At 39.1% G+C, this 19,495-nt stretch carries 17 protein-coding genes; 10 read left to right on the top strand and 7 right to left on the bottom strand.

Going from position 1 to position 19,495, the window contains the following annotated elements:
• The 6 genes from I6E72_RS04295 to I6E72_RS04270 all read left to right on the top strand — a co-directional run bounded on the left by I6E72_RS04295 (position 1) and on the right by I6E72_RS04270 (position 8,966).
• Positions 1-1,494, top strand: a complete 1,494-nt coding sequence (locus I6E72_RS04295; protein ID WP_007581335.1) for a peptide MFS transporter — start codon at positions 1-3, stop codon at positions 1,492-1,494.
• A 145-nt stretch (positions 1,495-1,639) separates the two neighbouring features.
• A complete protein-coding gene (locus I6E72_RS04290) occupies positions 1,640-4,387 on the top strand; it encodes a metallophosphoesterase (RefSeq protein WP_197111163.1) in 2,748 nt (915 codons plus the stop codon).
• 303 nt (positions 4,388-4,690) lie between these two features.
• Complete coding sequence (gene hppD / locus I6E72_RS04285) at positions 4,691-5,737, top strand: 4-hydroxyphenylpyruvate dioxygenase (protein ID WP_024589439.1); 1,047 nt, start codon at positions 4,691-4,693, stop codon at positions 5,735-5,737.
• A gap of 136 nt (positions 5,738-5,873) precedes the next feature.
• Positions 5,874-7,187 carry a fumarylacetoacetase gene (gene fahA, locus I6E72_RS04280; RefSeq protein WP_165721314.1) on the top strand — a complete coding sequence of 438 codons (1,314 nt, stop codon included), beginning with the start codon at positions 5,874-5,876 and terminating at the stop codon, positions 7,185-7,187.
• 143 nt (positions 7,188-7,330) lie between these two features.
• Positions 7,331-8,494, top strand: a complete 1,164-nt coding sequence (locus I6E72_RS04275) for a M23 family metallopeptidase (protein ID WP_165721313.1) — start codon at positions 7,331-7,333, stop codon at positions 8,492-8,494.
• Complete coding sequence (locus I6E72_RS04270) at positions 8,484-8,966, top strand: bactofilin family protein (protein WP_024607173.1); 483 nt, start codon at positions 8,484-8,486, stop codon at positions 8,964-8,966. The genes I6E72_RS04275 and I6E72_RS04270 overlap by 11 nt, the downstream gene beginning before the upstream one ends.
• A 21-nt stretch (positions 8,967-8,987) precedes the next feature.
• Here I6E72_RS04270 and I6E72_RS04265 read toward each other — a convergent pair whose 3' ends face one another.
• Positions 8,988-9,461: a hotdog fold domain-containing protein gene (locus tag I6E72_RS04265; RefSeq protein ID WP_193226136.1), complete on the bottom strand. Its 474-nt coding sequence runs from the start codon at positions 9,459-9,461 to the stop codon at positions 8,988-8,990.
• Positions 9,462-9,644: 183 nt separating this feature from the next.
• Between I6E72_RS04265 and I6E72_RS04260 the strand changes: the two genes are divergently transcribed.
• From I6E72_RS04260 to I6E72_RS04250, 3 genes are all read left to right on the top strand, one after another.
• On the top strand, positions 9,645-10,844 hold the full coding sequence (locus tag I6E72_RS04260; protein ID WP_101164158.1) for a multidrug effflux MFS transporter: 1,200 nt from the start codon (positions 9,645-9,647) through the stop codon (positions 10,842-10,844).
• The gene (locus I6E72_RS04255) at positions 10,841-11,485 is read left to right on the top strand and encodes a LysE family translocator (protein ID WP_101164159.1); all 645 of its coding nucleotides are present in this window, start codon (positions 10,841-10,843) and stop codon (positions 11,483-11,485) included. The genes I6E72_RS04260 and I6E72_RS04255 overlap by 4 nt, the downstream gene beginning before the upstream one ends.
• Before the next feature lie 67 nt (positions 11,486-11,552).
• The gene (locus tag I6E72_RS04250; RefSeq protein WP_002958191.1) at positions 11,553-12,017 is read left to right on the top strand and encodes a methylglyoxal synthase; all 465 of its coding nucleotides are present in this window, start codon (positions 11,553-11,555) and stop codon (positions 12,015-12,017) included.
• Between the two features lie 19 nt (positions 12,018-12,036).
• Here the strand turns inward: I6E72_RS04250 and yegD are convergent, their stop codons facing one another.
• From yegD to I6E72_RS04220, 6 genes are all read right to left on the bottom strand, one after another.
• The gene (gene yegD / locus I6E72_RS04245; RefSeq protein ID WP_007581315.1) at positions 12,037-13,401 is read right to left on the bottom strand and encodes a molecular chaperone; all 1,365 of its coding nucleotides are present in this window, start codon (positions 13,399-13,401) and stop codon (positions 12,037-12,039) included.
• Positions 13,402-13,463: 62 nt separating this feature from the next.
• Complete coding sequence (locus I6E72_RS04240) at positions 13,464-14,306, bottom strand: DNA ligase (protein ID WP_197111161.1); 843 nt, start codon at positions 14,304-14,306, stop codon at positions 13,464-13,466.
• A 33-nt stretch (positions 14,307-14,339) separates the two neighbouring features.
• The gene (locus tag I6E72_RS04235; protein ID WP_197111159.1) at positions 14,340-14,996 is read right to left on the bottom strand and encodes an HAD family hydrolase; all 657 of its coding nucleotides are present in this window, start codon (positions 14,994-14,996) and stop codon (positions 14,340-14,342) included.
• A gap of 75 nt (positions 14,997-15,071) precedes the next feature.
• The gene (locus I6E72_RS04230; protein ID WP_007581307.1) at positions 15,072-15,371 is read right to left on the bottom strand and encodes a hypothetical protein; all 300 of its coding nucleotides are present in this window, start codon (positions 15,369-15,371) and stop codon (positions 15,072-15,074) included.
• 116 nt (positions 15,372-15,487) lie between these two features.
• Positions 15,488-17,755 carry a TonB-dependent receptor gene (locus I6E72_RS04225; protein ID WP_165721312.1) on the bottom strand — a complete coding sequence of 756 codons (2,268 nt, stop codon included), beginning with the start codon at positions 17,753-17,755 and terminating at the stop codon, positions 15,488-15,490.
• 420 nt (positions 17,756-18,175) lie between these two features.
• Positions 18,176-19,036, bottom strand: a complete 861-nt coding sequence (locus I6E72_RS04220) for a mechanosensitive ion channel family protein (protein WP_197111157.1) — start codon at positions 19,034-19,036, stop codon at positions 18,176-18,178.
• Between the two features lie 201 nt (positions 19,037-19,237).
• On the opposite strand from I6E72_RS04220, the gene I6E72_RS04215 reads away from it, so the two are divergent.
• Entirely contained in the window at positions 19,238-19,447 is a 210-nt protein-coding gene (locus I6E72_RS04215) for a hypothetical protein (protein ID WP_024590275.1), read from the top strand.
• Positions 19,448-19,495 lie beyond the last annotated feature (48 nt).

Below are 19,495 nucleotides of genomic sequence, written 5' to 3'. Positions count from 1 at the left end.
ATGAGTTCAGCTCCAGATAGTGGTTGGTGTGGCCACCCTAAAGGACTTTCGACATTGTTCTTCACTGAAATGTGGGAACGAATGAGTTATTACGGTATGCGAGCTATGCTCGTATTATTCATGACAGCAAGCTTACAAGAAGAAGGCCTTGCCTTTACTGTTGCCTCAGCTGCTGCAATTTATGGTTTGTATACGGGCGCAGTATACTTTTTAGGCTTACCTGGTGGTTGGCTAGCTGATAGATTGTTTGGCGGTCAAAAAGCAGTATGGTATGGCGGCATAATTATTATGATTGGCCATATTATTTTGGCTATTCCACATGATTATTCTTTCTTCATTGGCTTAATATTTGTAGCAACAGGTACTGGTTTGCTAAAACCAAATATCAGTGCAATGGTAGGCCAACTATACAGTGATACAGATGAGCGTCGTGATGGCGGTTACGCTCTTTATTACATGGGTATTAACATGGGTTCTTTAATCGGTTACTACGTATGTGGTTACTTTATGGAGAACGTAGGCTGGCACTGGGCATTTGGTGCGGCAGCTGTCGGTATGGCCATTGGTTTAGTTCAGTACAAACTCACACTTAATAACTTACCAGAGCACAGCGCTTTACCTGCTAATCCACTTGGTCCTAAAGGTACTTCACGTGCATGGATTGGTATTGCTGCATTTGTAATTGCAGCTGCTGCAGTTACTACGGCTGCAATGACCGGCGCAATTGTAATCAATCCAACAGTGGTTGCAGGTTACACAGCGATTGTATTTACTATTATCTTTTTTGTTTATTTTGGTGTTATTTACTTTACAGGTAAATTAACCGATGCCGAAAAACAAAGAATGTGGGCACTATTTTTAGTCTGTATTGCTTCTGCATGTTTTTGGTCTGGCTTTGAACAAGCCGGTTCTTCATTAAACCTATTTGCCCGTGATTACACCGACCGATTTATTGGTACGTTTGAAATCCCTACAACGTGGTTTCAATCATTAAACTCACTGTTTATTATTGCTTTATCGCCATTTTTTGCAGCACTTTGGATTAACTTATCTAAAAGCTTAGTGTCACCTAGCTACAGCGTTAAATGTGCAATTGGCTTAATTATCATGGCATCTGGCTTTTTAGTTATGTTTATGGCGGCTCATTACGCAGCTGAAGGTTTAAAAGTAGCGCCTTACTGGCTTGTTACTACGTACTTTTTACATACAGTGGGTGAGCTTTGTTTAAGCCCTGTAGCGTTAAGTGCTGTAAGTAAGTTATCGCCTAGACGTTACACAGGTCAAATGATGGGTGTATTTGTATTAACTTACTCGATTGGTAATATTATTGCGGGTTTACTTGCTGGTAATTTCGATCCGAATAATGTTTCTGAAATTCCTAACTTATACTTACAAATTGCATTATTTAGCATTGGTGTTGGTGCTGTCTTAGTACTAATGACCTTTAAAGCTAAAGTATGGGAAAAACAAGGGTTAGAAGAGAAAGTCTCTTAATTGTTGTTTATTTTAATATAACAACATAACCTAAACATTCCTCCATAGCCTCTATGGGGGAATTTTTTTATTCAACTTTGCCCTGCCCCCGTTAACTGATATTATGTCCTGATTGATTATTCAATAGACCCAGGGACAGCAGTATATGCATTCATTAACATTATTACGTGCCACTCTAATAGCATTTCTCCTTATTTTTTTATCTGCCTGTGGTGGAGCCGAAGATCAAGTTACAGTAAATCCAAATGATCCTGTAGAACCTGAGCCTAGTGGCTTAATTATTACCAATGCTAATGGCTTACAAACGTCATTAGATGAAGGTAACTTTACTATCAATGCCCCTGGGGAAATAGTGGCTAACGATACTGAAATAACCTACGAAAAATTAGTCCTTGATGAGAATAATCAAGCTAAAAATATCATTTCAGATATACATACGCTTACCCCGAATACACTCCAACTTTCTAGCTCAATGACAATCACTATAAAAATACCTGACGACTATGTATTAGGCGGCCAATTAACTATTGCGCGTTTGAGCGGCGATTCTTGGTCAAGTATTACTAATTCAACGGTATCGCAAGGCTTTGTTAGCGCACAAGTAGACCAACTAGGTAGCTATGCAATAGAAATGCAACGTACTGTCGCGTTTTCTGATATTGGCCCAACCTGTGATGCAAATGCAACAGAGCAATCTGTAAGGTTTGTGCACGTTGCCGACATGCATTCTCGCTTTGGGTATCAGGAACAATATTTTAGCCGCATTAAAGCTTATTATAAAAAAGCGCTAAGCGAATCACCCCATACATTATTTACCGATGGTGGCGATGATTACGAAAAAGGGACCGTTGCAGAGCAAATATCACAAGGCTTAGCCTCTGATGAAACCGTAAAGCTAATGGCTTTTGATTTACGTGTTTTAGGGAATCATGACTATGCATGGGGTCCTGAAAAGCTGCTTGAGTTTTCACAAGACGATAATGCCATTGTACTCGCCAGTAATACCCGATTTGAGGGAGAACAAAATAAGAGTTTTGGCGGTGTGGACTTTGCTAAAGTACAGGTTGGCTGCATAACATTGGGTGTGTTTGGGATGACGTCAGTACCATGGGATGAACTTGACGAGCCAATTGAAGATGACCCTATTCCTGACTTTATAAAACAATTTAAAATGAGTTGGAAATGGCAACAAATCGCACAAAGTATTGTAAGCCAATACAGCGGTGATGTTGATTACATGATAATGCTAAGCCACTTAGGTAAAGGAACTGACGTTGAGATAGCAACCAATGTGCCCGGTATAGACTTAGTGCTTGGTGGGCATACTCATGGTGGTGAAGACTTTATAGAGCTTGAAAATAATGCTTTAGTCATTCAACCAGAATTTTATGCTCGCGGAGTCACCGATTTAAATTTAGTATTTAATACTGCAGATAAAGCACTAAGTCGTTACGATTATCAACATGTAGATACGCGAACATCTATAGAACCTGACGAAGAAACCAAGCTAGCTATCGATGAAGTAATGGGCCGATATGCACCCGATGCTGATACAGAAATTGCCATTTCAGAAAACTACCCAAGTAGTTTTGAAGTTGCAGAAATAGCAGCACTTGCAACTAAACATTCAAGCTCAATCAACGCAGCGCTGCTTAACCCTGAACTTATACAAAAAAGATGGACGCCAGGCACTGTTACACAAGAAGATTTTCACAAAGCATTTTATGTTGAAAGACAGCCTTCAAACACGCCTGGCTTTAATTCACTGTATCAAGTAACCGTTACAGGCACTGATTTAAACACAATGATTGCCAGCCAACCCGATTGGTTTGTGTTAAAGCCAGAAGATATTCAAGTAACGACAAATTATAATGTCGCTTTATTTAAAGGTCCGGCACTTAATCCAGATTTATTTTTTAGCAGTGTTACTTTTAATGATGTAAAGCCAATTGCCGAAGCATGGTGGCTACTTGATCAATACGCGCGCTTTAGAACAACTCAATGTCTTCACCTTGATACAGACACACAGCTTAATGCTTGCCAAGATGTTGCAAATATAACAACTTGGAACTTTGACGATCCAACAAACCCACTAACTCCAGACTCAGGCCCATCTGTTTTAAGCTACTTTGACCCAGAAAATGACGGTTGGGGCCCAGAAGACACCCGCTATGAGACAACCACTGATCTTAATATTGGGGATTTAACTGATGGTCCTTCTGGTGTAATGGCTTTTACTCGTCACTCCCCAACAGAAGGCCTATTAATTACGTTAAACACAGCTGCAAATGGTGATTTTAAAGATGACGGGTTAGTGTCTGACTACACAATAGTTATGGATATAAACTGGCCATTGGAAACAAACGACATTTACCGCGCAATAATCCAAGCAGATACCGAAAACTACGATACAGATGACGCAGATATATTTGCAAGCCCAGACGGTGGGTACGGTGAAGCAACCAGCAATAGTGGATACTTTGGCGATACTGAACCAGGTAACTGGCATCGTATTGCCTTTGTATTTTATGCCGCACCAACAAATGGCGTATTTGAAATATACGTAGATGGTGAACTCGAAGGTGTTAAAGAAGAAGGTGAGATAAACCGTCGATGGGCACTTGATAAAACAATCCTGTTATTTACAGATAACAACTACGAAACCCGACCTGGTTACTTAAATGCATTACTCTATGCTGGTCGTGCTATGACTCGCGGTGAAATTAAAAGTATGGGCGGCGCACAACAAAAGTTGTCCTTTGAGCAACCAACGCGAGTGTTAAATCAAACGATTGAACGTCACTATCAAGCTGCGCCAGCGATAAAAACAAACCAATGGATTGAGCAACGTAACAAGTTCTTTGGTGGCAACTCTAAAAGTGTAAATAATTAAATACAACTAAGCTTTTTCTTGTTCATTCTAAAAGGAGGCTTCATGCAGGTGCCCCCTCCTTTTTATTATTTAAAAACAACAAATTAAGAATAAAAACCACTATTCAATCCTATGGCGTATAACTTCACTTTACTTAACTGTATTACAAACACGTAACTTTATAATAACCGTCCTATAAAATTTACACATACACTACACACTAAATAGTGCCTCCCCCTTCCCCAAATCAAAAATCTGGTTGATTATCTACTGCAATATGACAACAACACATAATCGCAGTGCTTAATTGCGGGAGTAATAATAATGAGTGAAGTAAATAACTATTTAGGTTTAGTCGGTATTGAATTTACCGAGTACGCAACACCTGATGCTGATTATATGGATAAAGTATTTACTGATTTTGGCTTCTCTAAGCTTAAAAAATTCAAAGGTAAAGACATTGTTTATTACAACCAAAACGATATTCACTTTTTACTGAATAACGAGCGTGAAGGTTTTTCTGCAGAATTTGCTAAAAGCCATGGTCCTGCTATTTGTTCAATGGGTTGGCGTGTTGAGAATGCACAAAAAGCATTTGAAACTGCAGTAGAGCGTGGTGCAAAACCAGCCACTGATTCAACACATAAAAACATGCCTTACCCTGCAATTTATGGCATTGGCGACAGCCTAATTTACTTTATTGAGAATTTTGGCGACAAAGGCACTATTTACGAAAGTGATTTTGAAGATTTAGAAACGCAAAATGTTGTAGAAGATAAAGGCTTTATCCGAATCGATCATTTAACCAATAACGTTTATAAAGGCACCATGGAAAAATGGGCTAACTTTTATAAAGACGTATTTGGTTTTACTGAAGTACGCTACTTTGACATTAAAGGTCAAAAAACAGCGCTTATTTCGTATGCACTAAAATCACCTTGTGGCACCTTCTCTATTCCAATAAACGAAGGTAAAGGTAACGATAACAACCAAATTGATGAATACCTTGGTGAGTACAACGGCCCAGGCGTTCAACATTTAGCGTTTTTAACAGATGACTTAGTAAGCTCTCTTGATAAGCTGGATAAATCAACAATTGCCACTTTAGATATTATCCCAGAGTACTACGATACTATTTTTGACCGAGTACCTTGGGTAGCTGAAGATAAAGAAAAAATTCGTCAGCACCAGATACTCGTAGATAGCCAAAGTGAAAATTGTTATTTATTACAAATTTTCTCTAAAAACTTATTTGGTCCAATCTTTATAGAAATGATCCAACGCGTTGATGATGGTGGCTTTGGTGAAGGTAACTTCCAAGCATTATTTGAATCAATCGAACGCGACCAAGAGCGTCGCGGCGTTTTATAAAATATTTGAGTAAATTAAAAGCAGCGAACTTCGCTGCTTTTTGTCGTTTTAATATTTAAAAAGTATGGCGCCAAGTACAAGTATGATTAAATAAACTATACCTTGTCGCCATACAGTAAAATCCAAAGGAAATGTAATGAGCCTAATTAACGAAACCCACGATATTAATTTAACCAGCTGGGTAGAGTCAGCTAATGTTGATAATTGCGACTTCCCTATTCAAAACTTACCGTTTGCAGAGTTTCGCCGTAAAGGGTCTGATGAGGCCTTTCGTGGTGGTGTTGCAATTGGTGACCAAGTAATTGATTTAGCAAAACTGAGTAAATTAAATGTTTTAACAGGTGACGCTAAAACAGCCGCTGATGCAGCAAGTGAAGCAACTCTAAATACATTTATGGGTTTAGGGGGGCAGTATTGGTCAGCACTGCGTTTAGCCCTTTCAAAAGCACTAAGAGCAGGCTCTGAGCACCAACAAGCACTTAGGGATACGCTTGTTGCACAATCTGATATAGAGTTTTCTTTGCCTTGTCGTATCGGTGATTACACTGACTTTTACACTTCTATTTATCATGCTACAGCCGTAGGCAGTTTATTTCGCCCTGACAACCCATTATTACCTAACTATAAATGGGTACCCATTGGTTACCATGGTCGTTCTTCATCTATTGACGTATCAGGTCAAACATTTCATCGCCCTAAAGGCCAAACTAAAGCGCCTGATGCAGAAGTGCCGTCATTCGGTCCTTGTAAACGTCTTGATTACGAATTAGAACTAGGTATTTACTTAGGTAAAGGCAATGCACTGGGCGATGCAATCGCTATCGAAAATGCAGAAAACCACGTATTTGGCTTTTGTGTATTTAACGATTGGTCAGCACGTGACTTGCAAGCGTGGGAATACCAACCGCTTGGTCCTTTTTTAGCTAAAAACTTTGCCTCAACTGTATCGCCTTGGATTGTTACAACCGAAGCGCTAGCGCCTTATAGAACAAGCTGGACGCGTGATGAAAACGATCCACAGCCTATGGACTATTTAGAGTCAAAAGCGAATCGCGACCAAGGTGCTTTTGATATTCAAATGGATGTTAAAATCCAAACGCAAAAAATGCGTAGCGAAGGCCATAACCCAACGCGTGTATCAACATCTAGCTTTAAGCACTCTTACTGGACTGTGGCACAAATGGTTACTCACCACACAGTAAATGGCTGTAACTTTATGCCAGGTGACATGTTAGGTTCGGGCACTCAGTCTGGTCCAACGCACGAAGAAGCGGGTTCTTTACTTGAACTATCTCGTGGCGGTAAAGAAAAAATTACGCTAAGCAATGGCGAACAACGTAGCTTTTTAGAAGATGGCGATAACGTTATTATGCGCGGCTGGTGTGAAAAAGAAGGCTATGCACGCATAGGTTTTGGCTCTGTAGAGAGCACAGTACTGCCTACAAAGTAATACGAGTATTAAAAAAATTATTAAAAGGGCTGCTTACTAAAAGCAGCCCTTTTTTATTAATTTTTGAACAGTTACAATTTTTTTCTAGCTTTTTTAACTCAAATTGCTATCTTAATTCGGTTAATAGCCAGTGTTTATATGCCATGTCAGTATTTATAAAGTCTTTTTATCATAAATTTTTCCCAGCTCGTCAGCTACTTATTCGCCAGAATGGCGAAGTTAAGCATGTTGTTTTAGCCTCTTGGTTTCAACTTCTTGTAGCATCGCTTATTTTAGCCACTTTTATTTGGCTGAGTATTTCGAGCTTTCGTGTTTACACACAAACTAATAAAATATCTGATATAGAACAAAGTCAAATAAACAAGCAAACACTTTGGCAACAAAAAGTCAGTGAACAGCAAGCCCTGCAAGCAACGCAATTAGAACAACTTGCGATACTTGAGCAAAAGCAGGCGCTACTGCAAAGCATGATAGAGTCCCTTCCTGCTTCAATTAGCAAAGATGTTATTAAGCTTGATACAGAACTTGATGTACCTATTAATGAAAATGGCAATGAATTTCATGAGCCATTAGTCGATGAAAATCAAAAAGGTAAACAAGCACAGTTAATCGTTCCAATTACATTCGCAACAAGAGTGGCCAACTTAAATAATCATTATGAGCAAAGCTTTACCTATTTAGATAACCAAATTAGTGAACGTCATCAAGCCATTTTAGCTATGGTCAAAGGCGCAGGAATTGAGTCAGCGCTTGAGCAACACTTAATATTAAGTGCCCAAACAACCGCACAAGGTGGCCCACTTGATACATTTAACGAAACAAAAATTCCAAGCCACTTTTTAGCCATCGTTGATAAGTTATTAGCATTAAATAATTTAGAAAACTTTTTAACTGAACTACCAAACACCCTCCCCTTAGCTAAAGCTAAATATTATATTTCGAGTAGTTTTGGTCTTAGAAAAGATCCAATGAATAGTAATCATGCCTTTCATAAAGGAATTGATTTAGCCGGTTGGCATAAAACCGAGATATTTGCCCCAGCAGACGCTGTAGTGCTTCGTGCCGGTCGCAATGGTGGTTATGGTAACTTTATTGAGCTTGAACATAAAAATGGCTTAGTGACTCGATTTGGACACTTAAATAAAATTAAAGTAAAAAAAGGTCAATCAATCACTAAACATGATGTAATCGGTTTAATGGGCAGCACAGGCAGAAGTACAGGTACTCATTTACACTACGAAGTATTACTTAACGGTAAACAAGTCAATCCTCTAAAAATAACAAAGGCGCTTTCTCGTGTTTGGTAGAAAAAAACAAAAAACAGTTAGCTCTAATTTAAAAAGAGTAAATCACACTCCGTCTATTATTTCTGAAGACGTACGCCTTACAGGCACTTTAGTTAGCCAAGGTGAAGTACAGCTTGATGGCCGCATTGATGGCGATATAAAAGTGGAGCATTTAGTTATTGGCTCAACGGGTGTTGTTGAAGGTATTGTTGAAGCTAAAAGCGTTATTGTTAAAGGCAAAGTTATTGGCTCAATTAATGCCAGTGAAGTAAAAGTACAAAGTGGCGCTCATGTTCATGGCGATGTGTTTCACGATACATTGAGTATTGATGCAGGTGCAGTAATTGAAGGCAGTTTAAAACAGCGCTTTGAAAAAGAAGAGCCGGAACTAATTTCAAAAGAGCTTAAACCCGCAAAAGAAGTTAAAGCATTGTTGAAGGAAGATGGCAGCGACTTATCATTTGTAAATAAACAAGCCGCTGATAAAAGCTAAGTCAAATCAGCTTTACGTAAGTTACTTTTTCTCAGTAATGTACATTGTAATATCTGCAGTGAAAACAAGCTCATTGCGGGTATTATACAGTTTAACCGGTACTACTAAGTCTTCTTTATCAATCCACTTATGCGGTAAATCAATTTCAGCGACTGCCCTTACATCTGTATCTACTTTAGCCAAATACCTAACTGTCATGCCTTTTGGGATCCAACGATGCGTTTTAACTGGCACTGTCGCATCAACCATTACACCTGCACACAATTCAGCTAAGTTACACTGCGCAATAGCATGAATAGTTCCAATATGATTATGAACGCTGCGACGATTTTTTACCACCGCACTACAATGCCCTTCTCGAAGATCGAGTACGTAAGGTTTCATCGAACCAAAATATGGCGCTTTAAAGCAAACAGCTTTAGTAAAAAGCCAATTCCCAAAAGGTAGGCGCTTAAATTTATGCCATGTTTGTACAAGTGCAGATTTATTACTCATTATTATTTTCCATCAACAGTTACTTTTTTCAAATTAACACATCAGACCAGTTTTAAAAAGTGCATTTACGCTGCCTTTTTAGCTTAATCCAATCAAAAAATAAAAATGACAACCTATGCAGGGGTCATAAGCCCTTTCTTTTTTACGAGTGCCCACCTAAAATACTCGGCAAAAGGAGACTCAATGCAAACACAGCCCGCTAAACCTAATATGACTTTGTTACTTATCCTAGCGTTACTCGTTATATTTTGCCCTATGGCAATCGATATTTACTTACCCGCTTTTCCTACTATTGCAGAACAATTTGCAGTTACAGAACAACAAGTTCAGCAAACCGTTGCTATTTTTATGCTAACAGTAGGTTTAGGCCAATTAATTGCGGGGCCTTTGGCCGATAGGTTTGGCCGAAAGCCAGTGGCTATAGTGGGTATAAGTTTATATGCAGGCTCAGCATTACTTGCCTATTACTCGCCTTCTTTTGAAGTATTGATGATTGCACGTGCCCTTCAAGGTTTTGGAGCCTGTGCCACATTTGTTGTCGCATTTGCGATAGTGCGTGACAAATATGGCAGTGAACGAAGTGGACAAATGATTACCTACCTTAACGGGATTGTGTGCTTTATTCCGGCAATGGCACCTATTTTAGGGGCTTGGCTTACCGTACAATTTGGCTGGCGTATGAACTTTATGTTTTTAACCGCGTTTGCCATTGTAGGGCTTGTTGTTACGCTATTCTTTTTTAGAGAAACTCGTCCTGCTGATAGCCATTATCAGGGGCATATTTTAGATTTACGTCGCTTTACACCTATTATAAAAACACCGGTATTTTTGTTTAATAGCCTAATTTGCATGGTCTCAATGTCGGCCATATTAGTTTATGTGACGCTAGCTCCAGGCTGGCTTATTACGCATTTAGGCGGCACTGTAGCCGACTTTACTTTTTGGTTTACGTTAAATGCCGTAATAAGTATTGTCGCTAGTTTTATTTTACCAACGTACATTAAACGAAATAGCCAACGTGCTTTGCGTGTCGGTGTGAGTGTACTGGTTTTTTCAGGTGTTTTAATGCTAGCCCTTAGCGGTATAGAGACGGCATTTGCGCTTATGTTACCTATTTTAATTGCAGCATTAGGCTTTGCTCTAAGTTTAGGCTCAGCTGCAGGTATGGCTCTGTCGAGTTTTCCTAAACAAGCAGGCACAGCCTCGGCATTACTTGGTGCTATGCAAATGAGTGGCGCGAGTATACTCGTTGTTTTAACCCAATATTTGGGGTTAAGTACACCGTGGTTAATTGCTTTTCATTTATTATTACTAGTTCCGCTTTGGATTATTTTAATGAGCAAAAAAGCACATACTTTACACCCAACTAAAAGCGCTCAATGATCAATCCTGATTTTTTAGCCTCGTTTTTATTAGCCAGCTTTTTAATGGCTGTAGCACCTGGGCCATCAAATGCATTTTTGATGGCACAAACATTTGCTAATGGTCGAAGCGCCGGTATGCAAAGTGCTTTTGGTTTTGCATTAGGTGGGGTTATTCATACTCTATTTGCTGTTGTAGGCCTAAGCGCAGTCCTAAAAGCTTCCCCAAGTGCCTATGCCGCAGTGCAATATGTAGGCGCAGCATATTTATGTTATTTGGGATTTATGATGATTAAAGGCACGCTAAAGCAGCCAGAGCCTATATCTGATGACAAGCAAACCGATAAACCGCATATAAGTACCAGTAAAAAAAGTAATGTCATGTTTCAAGCCATGATGACTGAAGTGCTAAACCCTAAAGTGGCGCTGTTTTTTATTGCATTTATTCCGCAATTTGTAGATCCAACGCTTTCATCTGCTACTTTTCAACTCGCTTTTTTTGGCTTGCTTTACCCTATTTTTGCTTTTCCGATTGACTGCACGTATATTTATTTTGGCGACAAAATTGCACAGTTTTTTAGACGTAACCCAAATAGCCAACTTTGGATTGATAGGATCACCGGCATTGTATTTATAGCCCTTGCTATCAATCTATTATTTTAACTAACCTGCACTTTGGTTAAGAGATTTATTACCCAGAGTTTAAGCTAACTAATAAAAAAGAATCAGCATGGAACAAAAAACACAATCTCTTCCCGCACAAAAAAATATTGCTTTAGTTGCCCACGACGGTAAAAAAGCAGCATTAAAATTATGGTGTGAAAAGCACAAAGAAATACTAAGTAAGCACACTTTATATGGCACAGGTACTACCGGGCATTTAATTCAAAAAACCACGGGACTTGATGTGGTTCAGCTATTAAGTGGTCCTATGGGCGGCGATCAACAACTTGGCGCTAAAATAGCTGAACATGAGATACATGTTTTGATATTTTTTTGGGACCCATTAGCATCACAGCCTCATGACCCTGATGTTAAAGCACTGCTGCGTTTAGCCGCTGTTTGGAATATTCCGGTGGCGTGTAATGAGGTGAGTGCAGATATGTTATTAAGCTCACCACTTATGGATGTAGAGCTTGAACGTACATTGCCAGATTACGAAAAATACCTCGCAACCCGACAAATAGATCTTTAAACCTCAATTGTAATCTAGGTTATTTATAAAGCATGCTGGCCCATTTAGTCAGGCCAGCAGTTACACTACCAAAGTGGTCCCCGTTAACCATTTTTATATTACCTAAGTGCTCACTTAAAGCCGCTTTAATCAATGGTGACTGTGCACTACCGCCTGTTAAGTAAATAATGTCTGGCGTGGTCGCAGCGTCGCTGATTGCTTGTTTTGCTAAAGTAACTATTTGGCTAATACTACTCTCAACGGCAACAGCTAAATCGCTTACCGATACATTTTTATTCAGCCCACTATCTAAAAAGCTTAAATCACAATCAAACGCACTAGCTGACGAAAGTGCTATTTTAGCCGCTTCACCTTGTTGTACTAACTGATGACCCTGCTTGTTTTGCTGTAAATGTATTAAACGCTTATAAAGCTCAGGTGCACTTACATCACGTAATTGTGCATTTAGCTCTCGGGTATGGCTTTCACTATAGAATTGGCTTTGTAAATTTACATCGTTAATTTTACACGCTTGCCAAAACGCTTGATTAGGCAAAGGTAGACCTGATTTAAACGTACTGCCTAAACCCAATAACGGCATTAAACCATGAAAGCTCAAAGCAATATCTAAATCGTTTCCGCCAACACGTTTACCACTGTGAGATAAAAAGTCGCCATCGCGCTGGCTATTTCCTCTAAAGCTTGGGCCCATTTGTACAAATGAGCAGTCACTTGTACCACCACCAATATCAATAACGAGTACTTTTTGATCCTGAGTTAAATCACTCTCGTAATCGATACCCGCAGCAAGTGGCTCATATAAAAACTCTACGTCTTTAAAACCAGCGCGTTTAGCAGCGCGTTCTAAAATACCGACCGCTTGTTGATTTGATTGCTCACCACCCACAGCTTGGAAGTTTACTGGGCGACCAATCACTGTTTGTGTAAGTGTTTTACCTAAAGAGAGCTCAGCGCGTTGCTTAATTTTTAAGATCATCGCGGTTGCGATATCTTCAAAAAAGTTAATTTGACCTTGCTTTAAACCTGTTGCGCCAAAAAATGATTTAGGGGACTTAACAAAGTAGCCTTCTTCAGGGAACTGCACGTACTCGCTAATCGCTTCACGACCAATAAATAGGGTTTCATCTGAAGGCTGTAAATCAAGGTCTGACTTAATACGAGGTAAGGTATTTAATAATGCTTGGCGCTGTGTTAAAAAGTCATGCTCATGGGCTGTGCCATGTAAATGCTTAGCAACAAAGTCAACAACCAAGGCACTGTGATGAGTGTAAAGTGTAGACGGTAAGTAATGTTTTCCTTGCTCTAGCGGTACTAATTGAACATTACCCTCGCTCATTACACCCATAGCACAATTAGAACTACCGTAATCAAAACCTACAAACATACTTCACCACACATTACCAAAAAGGCCGCGCAATTTAGCACACTTTGTAAAAATTATAAATGTTATAAACTATCTCTTACTCGTAAAAAACTAGCAAAACGCGGTAACCCGTTTTTTGTTAATCCATGAAATCGGTACGTTACAGTGCTACCTATCTCAGGCGGAGCTGAGCGCTCTGCATCACTAAACCCAGTACCAATAGAAAACACCTGCCCTTGTGCTGTTTTTACCCTTAATGCCCCTAACATACCTTGGTATTTTCCTTTACCTGGTAAATGCGCAATCACAACCGCTTCTGCATCTAAATAAGGTTTTAATTTTAGTAATGCACTGCTTCGCCCATTGCTGTGCTTAGCACTAGCCAAATGTAGCATTACGCCCTCGCCGCCCTGCTTAGTTATGTTTTCAAAATATTCTGTGAGCTGCTCATTATTAGTAAAGCTATATTGAACTACAACGCTAATGTGCGGCGAGTTTAGGCTAGTAATAAGCTCATTATAATTTTTATAACGAGTGCTAAAAGGCAGGGTTTTATCTGGCATATCAAATACTTTATAAGTAATAGTTTGCCAATCATGATTATTAGGTTTTTTAGTTCTTACTATGCCACTAAGCTTAGAAAAGTGCTCACGCTTGGTCCATAGCTCACCATCAAGCCATACATTTGGCAATGGCGCTGTAAACCAACTCGGCGCATTAATAATATTGCCCTTGCGAGTAACAAACTGCGTGCCGGTCCATATAGCTCTTACGCCATCATATTTTTCACTGACTAAATACTTACTTACATCGTAATGTTTAGTTTCGTTATATACTTTAGCCAGTAAAACAGAGGGTTGTGCTGCACTTATACATTGCGTAAAAAGTACAACAACAATTAAAAGCAGGTGTTTAATAGTAAACATTAGCGCATCCAAGCAAGTAAAAGTTGGCTTAAACTATAGTTGAGATTGCACCCATTGCCAAAACTCATCTAAGTTACTCATTTTATAGGTAGCTTGGCTGAAATCGTGATCTTTAGTGTGGCTATTAGCAATGGCTACAACACGTAACAAGGCGTTGTTGGCCGCCGTAACGCCGGTAAATGTATCCTCAACGGCTATTGCATTGCCTGCCTGTATATTTATCTGCTTAAGTGCCAATAAATATGGGTCTCCAGCAGGTTTAGGATTAGTTACATCGTCTTTTGTTACTACAGTGTCAAACAGCTCATAAAAGCCTAAACCTTTAAGTATCGGCATAGCCTCACTTTTAGCACTGCCTGTTACTAGCGCCATTTTTAAGCCACTCGCTTTTACCGCTTTTAACGTTTGCTCAGTAAACGGCATTAGTGGCGGTAAATGTGTTATTACATATTCGCCAAATAAACGGTATTTTTCATCCGCTAAAAATTGTGCGTTTACTGATAAGTTATGCTCTTGCTTGATGTCGATGGCAGCTTCTAAAGTGGGTCGTCCTGAAAAGCGCTGACAAAAATCACTTTCTAAATAACTAACACCATAAGGCTTAAGTAGTTTACTCCAACATACAAAGTGCATGCTTTCTGAATCAACTAATGTGCCATCCATATCAAATAATACTGCTTCTAATGTCATCCTCATTCCTTATTTAACCTAAGCCAAATTTTGACAATAAAAAAGGCGCCTTAAGCACCTTTTATTAAATTGTTGTTATTGCGTTAAGCCTGCTGGTGGCTCACCCGTTGCTTCTTCACCCGTATCAACATCAACAAGCTCGTAGCCACGCGTTTTACGCATAACTTTAAGTACAGGCTTTTCAAATGCTGTTTTTAAACGATCTGAGTCATCTTTCAACTCATCAAGTGTTGTACCAAAAGGGGCTGCGCCTGTTTCTGACCAGTTAGTCACTTTACCGTTCAGGTTATATTCTACTTCGTGTATTTGATATTGCGCTGCTTCATCTTTCGTTGCTTCACAAAAAATTACACGGTAATTCCAAAATCCAGCCATTGCTCTTCTCTTTAAATAAACCAATTAGGCGCTACTTTAGCAGCTCTAAAAGGGGTTATACAAATAAAAAAGCCTGCGCAATGCAGGCTTTTAAAGTAAATACTTTTAGCTATTAGTTAGAAAAATCTAACTTTAAACTCAGCACCTACGTAACGTTCTTCGTTAACAATACCCGTATTGTTATTAAAGTCTACAGCTCCAATAACTTGTTGCTCGTCAAATAAGTTACGAACAAAAGCGGCTACTTCGTATTCGTAATCGCCTTCAGACCATGTGTAACCTGTACGCAAACCTGTTTCAATAAGCTCTTTACCTTCAAACTCTACTGATTCGTAAAGGAACATATTGATTTTACTACGATAAGAAATATCACCGCTTGCGAAGAAGTTACCATCGGCAAGTTCTTTAGTGTAGCGAAGCGTAAAGTTAGAGATCCACTCAGGAGCATGCGGTAAGCTATTACCATCAAGTACAGCAAGACCAGAACCATTAATTGGGTCAGTTACAGTACATTGAGCACAAACAGCGACAGCTAAATCGTTATCTTTAATTTCTGTTTTATTGTAGCTCAAGTTAAACGTTGCATTAAACTCATCGCTTAATACCCACTGCGTATCTAACTCAAAACCATAGCCAGTCGTTTTATCAGCATTAACTAAACGGTTAAAGTTAGCACCACCGCCTACAGCGGTAAGTTGCTGGTCGTCCATTGTGTAATAAAACACAGTCGCGTTAACACGACCTTGGCCATCTAACACGTCTGATTTAATACCCGTTTCGTACGATGTTACAGTTTCTGACTCAGCTGTTGTTACATCATCACCAAACAAAATACGACCTTGTAAACTAGGTGCGCGGAAGCTATTTGCTACACGGCCGTACCAGTTAACATCATCGTTTACTTTATAATTTGCAGATAAGTCCCAGCTAACATGGTCGTCACTAACGTCACGCTCTACTAGTAAAGCACCACCGCCAATTGGGCTAAGTGTACGGTCAGCGACAAAATCTTTATCGTCATCAGAGTAGCGAAGTCCCGCTGTTACTTTTAAATCATCTGAAAAAGTATAATCTACAGAACCAAATACAGCCCAAGCTGTAGTATCTTGCTGTTGACGAACATAGCCATTTAAAGCACCAGCATCGGGTGTTGAGAATGTATCGTAGCTGTAGTTTTCAATTGTTAGTTCTTCATCGAAGTAAAAAACACCTACTTGATAATTTAAATCGCCATCAAAGTTACTAGATAAGCGTAGCTCTTGCGTCAACTGGTCGTGATCTGGAATGCCATCAGCACTTTCTGAAGAGAAAGGGATAAAACCAGGCCCCATGAAATCTGGAATATAAGAAGCACCGTAACCGCCGTCGATGTCAGCGCGAGAATAAATTTCAGCACTTTCCCATGCAGAAATTGAAGTGATTGTGTGATTTTTAAGTTCCCACTCAAGCTTTAAGCTTGCACCTTCAGATTCTACTTGTTGAGTAGAACGAGATGCTGCATCTTGATAAACAACATCACTTTCGTAATTATCTACTAGCTCGTTAGTACCCGTTTTAATTACATTTGCACGAAAGGCAATTGGCGAGCCATCTAAATCACGTGTGTGATAGTTTAATAAAGCAGTAAAATCATCGCCTTCATATAAAAATTGAACACGTGCCGCTTTTTCAGTGTAACCACCTTGCTCGTCTTTAGCTTCAAAGCCTGGAGCTTGGTTATCAATGTAATCGTCTTTATCTTGCCATAATAATGAAACACGAGCAGATAAACGGTCAGTTAAAGCACCACCTACAGCACCACTTGTGTCTACAGCGCCACGGCTACCGTATGAAACAGAGCCATAACCATCAAATTCTTGGCTTGGTTTAACAGTATCAAACTTAACAAGGCCAGCCGGCGTGTTACGTCCAAATAAAGTTCCCTGTGGTCCACGTAATACTTCTACGCGTTCAACATCAAATACTGGGAAGCCTTTTAAAATTGCATTTTCTTGAACTACTTCATCAACAACAAGTGATACTGGTTGTGATGCATTCAAATCGAAATCGGTATTACCTAAACCACGAACGTAAAAGCGTGGGAATGAACGACCAAATGAAGATTCAATAGATAAACTTGGGATTTTCGCATTTAAAAAACGAATATCCATACCAGCTGAGCTATACGCATCAAGGTTATCACCTTGTAGAGCAGATACTGCTACTGGTACTTCTTGAGCGTTTTCTACACGTTTACGAGCTGTTACTTGAATAACTTCTAGTTGATTACTTTTTTTAGCTGTTTTTTCTTCAGCAGCTAAAGAAGAAAATGAAGTACCTGCTACTGCAGAGAACAACGTTGCATTGATTAGGGTAGCTAACGTAGATCTTTTCATTGCTTTCATGTTGGGTTTAACCTTTTTTGTGCACTCTTGTTCAACGGTTTTTTGTGTTGCGCAATGTATTCATTGCGGGCTCGTTCAATTTTTCGCGACTTGCGTCATGCGCGCGGACCTTATTACCGAGAGTACAAAAACGATGTTATAAGGCTGAACGAACGATTAAGATTATACCATTGTGTGACAATTTTACTGCATAAATATAGACATAATTAGAAACTTTTTTGCAACATTTAACTACAAAATCACGTGTTTTTATCACTATTTAGATGCAAAATTCTAATATTGAGGACATATGTCCTTTATTGGATTTAATAAAATGGAGTAGGAAGAAGGGATTGTTTTACATGTTAACCTAAAATAGAAACACCTGTGTTTTTATTAAAAGCCGCCCAAGAGCGACTTTTAATATTTACCATATTTGAGCTATGAGCGCTTAAATGCAATTTCACCGTCGATATGAATATCACGCTGCGGAAAAGCAATCACTACATCATGCTTTTCAAATACAGCGTAAATACTAAAACGAATATCACTGCGTACTTTTCTAAGCATGGTTTCAGACTCGGCGCACACCCAAAAAATAGCGTTAAATACGAGCGAGCTATCTGCAAAGTCATCAAATAACACCGATGACTTTGGATTAGCCAATATTGCTTCATGATCATCAAGCACTTGTTGAATAAGCTTTTTAACCAGTATCACGTCTGCTCCATACGCAACGCCTACACTGACCGATGAGCGAGCATTGCCATCTATTAGCGTCCAGTTTGTTACTGTATTTTCGAGCAATTGAGAATTAGGAATAAGCATATGTACGCCGTCATTTCGGCGAATACGCGTTGAGCGAGTATTAATTGTTTCTACCACGCCTTTTGCATTGCCTACCTCTAAAAAGTCACCAATACGTATTGGGCGTTCCCACATTAATATCCAGCCACTAATAAAGTTATTGATAATATTTTGAGCACCAAAGCCTACACCAATAGCTATTGCACCTGAAACAAAAGCAAACGCAGTAAGCGGTATGCTTAATACTTCTAAAGATGTAAAAATTAAAATAGCGATACTTAAAATAAAGTAGATACGTGTAAATAAATGCACGGCATCTTGGCTTAACTTTTTTGCCAATAATGTTTTTGTTATTAGCTTGCCAATACGCGTCACAATAAACCAAATAGCGAAAAGTATTAAAGGCACTTTAATAATTTTTGCTACGGTAATGTGTACATCGCTGTAACTAAATACAACAAAGGCAAGAATTTGGTTTATGTGTTCTAAGGTCATTTATTTTCCAAAACAAGCAAAGGAGCGCTTTAAATTTAAATCGCTATAAAGTGAAAGCGGTTCAGTGTTGGGTAAGTTTAGCAGTCATAATATAACTAAAACGCCAAGTTAATAAGTTCAATATACTTTTTATGAACAATTTATTAACTATTTATTGCACCGAGTGCTATATAAATAGTGTACAAGCACTGGAGATCACCTATGACACAACTTACTTTAAATCAAAGACTCGCTACTTTGCAGCCGCAGGTAGACTTACATTTATTTGAAAGCAGCCTAGATTACCGAAATAAAATTTTGTGCCTTCTTGCAGAACAAGAGCAAACACTGGCATCTATCAACAAAGAGTTTGGCCAACAACAACCTAGCAACTTTGGCTCTGAGAGAAAATTTGTACTTGGATATAACTAAGCAATTATGACTCAACGACTTATTAAGTAGCTCAGGTGTTTACTTTTA

This window comes from Pseudoalteromonas sp. NSLLW24, assembly GCF_015864725.1.
Lineage (GTDB): Bacteria > Pseudomonadota > Gammaproteobacteria > Enterobacterales > Alteromonadaceae > Pseudoalteromonas > Pseudoalteromonas arctica.
The sequence above is the reverse complement of the archived record's forward strand: the minus strand, read 5'-3'. Positions and strand labels throughout refer to the sequence as shown.

Coding starts and splice junctions, on each gene's coding strand:
- I6E72_RS04295 (WP_007581335.1), top strand. CDS start 1: ATGAGTTCAGCTCCAGATAGTGGTTGGTGTGGCCACCCTAAAGGACTT.
- I6E72_RS04225 (WP_165721312.1), bottom strand. CDS start 17,755: ATGAAAGCAATGAAAAGATCTACGTTAGCTACCCTAATCAATGCAACG.
- I6E72_RS04290 (WP_197111163.1), top strand. CDS start 1,640: ATGCATTCATTAACATTATTACGTGCCACTCTAATAGCATTTCTCCTT.
- hppD (WP_024589439.1), top strand. CDS start 4,691: ATGAGTGAAGTAAATAACTATTTAGGTTTAGTCGGTATTGAATTTACC.
- fahA (WP_165721314.1), top strand. CDS start 5,874: ATGAGCCTAATTAACGAAACCCACGATATTAATTTAACCAGCTGGGTA.
- I6E72_RS04275 (WP_165721313.1), top strand. CDS start 7,331: ATGTCAGTATTTATAAAGTCTTTTTATCATAAATTTTTCCCAGCTCGT.
- I6E72_RS04220 (WP_197111157.1), bottom strand. CDS start 19,036: ATGACCTTAGAACACATAAACCAAATTCTTGCCTTTGTTGTATTTAGT.
- I6E72_RS04255 (WP_101164159.1), top strand. CDS start 10,841: ATGATCAATCCTGATTTTTTAGCCTCGTTTTTATTAGCCAGCTTTTTA.
- I6E72_RS04265 (WP_193226136.1), bottom strand. CDS start 9,461: ATGAGTAATAAATCTGCACTTGTACAAACATGGCATAAATTTAAGCGC.
- I6E72_RS04235 (WP_197111159.1), bottom strand. CDS start 14,996: ATGACATTAGAAGCAGTATTATTTGATATGGATGGCACATTAGTTGAT.
- I6E72_RS04250 (WP_002958191.1), top strand. CDS start 11,553: ATGGAACAAAAAACACAATCTCTTCCCGCACAAAAAAATATTGCTTTA.
- I6E72_RS04230 (WP_007581307.1), bottom strand. CDS start 15,371: ATGGCTGGATTTTGGAATTACCGTGTAATTTTTTGTGAAGCAACGAAA.
- I6E72_RS04260 (WP_101164158.1), top strand. CDS start 9,645: ATGCAAACACAGCCCGCTAAACCTAATATGACTTTGTTACTTATCCTA.
- I6E72_RS04215 (WP_024590275.1), top strand. CDS start 19,238: ATGACACAACTTACTTTAAATCAAAGACTCGCTACTTTGCAGCCGCAG.
- I6E72_RS04240 (WP_197111161.1), bottom strand. CDS start 14,306: ATGTTTACTATTAAACACCTGCTTTTAATTGTTGTTGTACTTTTTACG.
- yegD (WP_007581315.1), bottom strand. CDS start 13,401: ATGTTTGTAGGTTTTGATTACGGTAGTTCTAATTGTGCTATGGGTGTA.